This is a genomic window from Ferroplasma sp. Type II (assembly GCF_000496155.1).
The window spans coordinates 2,332-3,303 of the sequence record NZ_KI542805.1 but is presented as its reverse complement, the minus strand read 5'-3'; the positions used below and the strand labels follow the sequence as shown (position 1 = coordinate 3,303).

Annotated in this window: 2 protein-coding genes; both read left to right on the top strand. The window is 32.7% G+C overall.

Translation table 11 applies throughout. The features are described 5' to 3' along the window. Positions 1–736: hypothetical protein (locus AMDU4_RS12510; RefSeq protein ID WP_021788307.1), on the top strand; the 736-nt coding region annotated here is incomplete at its 5' end. After that, a partial coding sequence (locus tag AMDU4_RS12505) for a hypothetical protein (protein ID WP_290705353.1) occupies positions 733–972 on the top strand: 240 nt, incomplete at its 3' end. The genes AMDU4_RS12510 and AMDU4_RS12505, both read left to right, overlap by 4 nt.

The following is a 972-nucleotide window of genomic DNA, read 5'->3' as shown; positions in this document are numbered from 1 at the left end:
TTGCAACATAGAAAATGTTAAGAAATGCCATGACAATGCGTCTAGACTTTTTAAAGATTCGTTGAATACAAGCAAACCAACCGGCGCTGCCCTTATAGAAATAGGGATAGAGGAACTTGCAAAAGGCTTAATATTACTTATAAACACCCCAAAATCTGATATGCAAAACTCGATCAAACTATACGATAGCATTTTTTCACAATTTGAAGATACAAAGATATTAGGTAATATCAATGATTCTTTAAAGAGTTATGATATTAGGCGTTTTAACACATATGATCATAGAGAGAAACTCAAGGCAATTCAAATAGTTTTAAAATCTATAGATCCATTATACCAAATACTAAAACCTATCCTAGGTAATTTAATTCCATCTTTCAATAAAAATTTTAGCAGCATTTCAAAACTATTTGAGGGGGTTAATTTTGATTTTCCCCCTGCTCTCATTGAAAATTTCAAAAGCATTGATGTGGAAAACTGGGATAAAATCAAAGAATCAGGCCTGTATGTAAACTTTTATGATGAAGCTGTACAAGCCCCGTGCACGTCTGAATTCGATGTGAAGCATCTTATAATGATTTTCATTATATTTTATGGCATTTTAAATTTTTTAATTAGGTTGAATGAGGGGTCTAAATTAGACGAGTTACTACTTGATCAAAAAACCATCTTCGGATTTTTTTATGAGATAATTTTCCCTGAGAAAAAAAACGATTCGGAGGGTGCAGAGGAATGAATTATATTGGAGAATACGAGGTTATAGAAATTCCAAAAATTACCGATATGGAGAATTTTAAAAGTACTTTAAAAAATATGGATGCCGCTAAACAGAAACGTTATCAGGATCTTGATATTGGAGCCTCTATGACAAGCCTTCGCAACCCCCTTAGAAAATTTCAGCAGTCTGTCAAGAACAAAGGTGGATTCAAGAAGTTATTTGATGATAACGATAATATTAGGGTACTCGCAGAA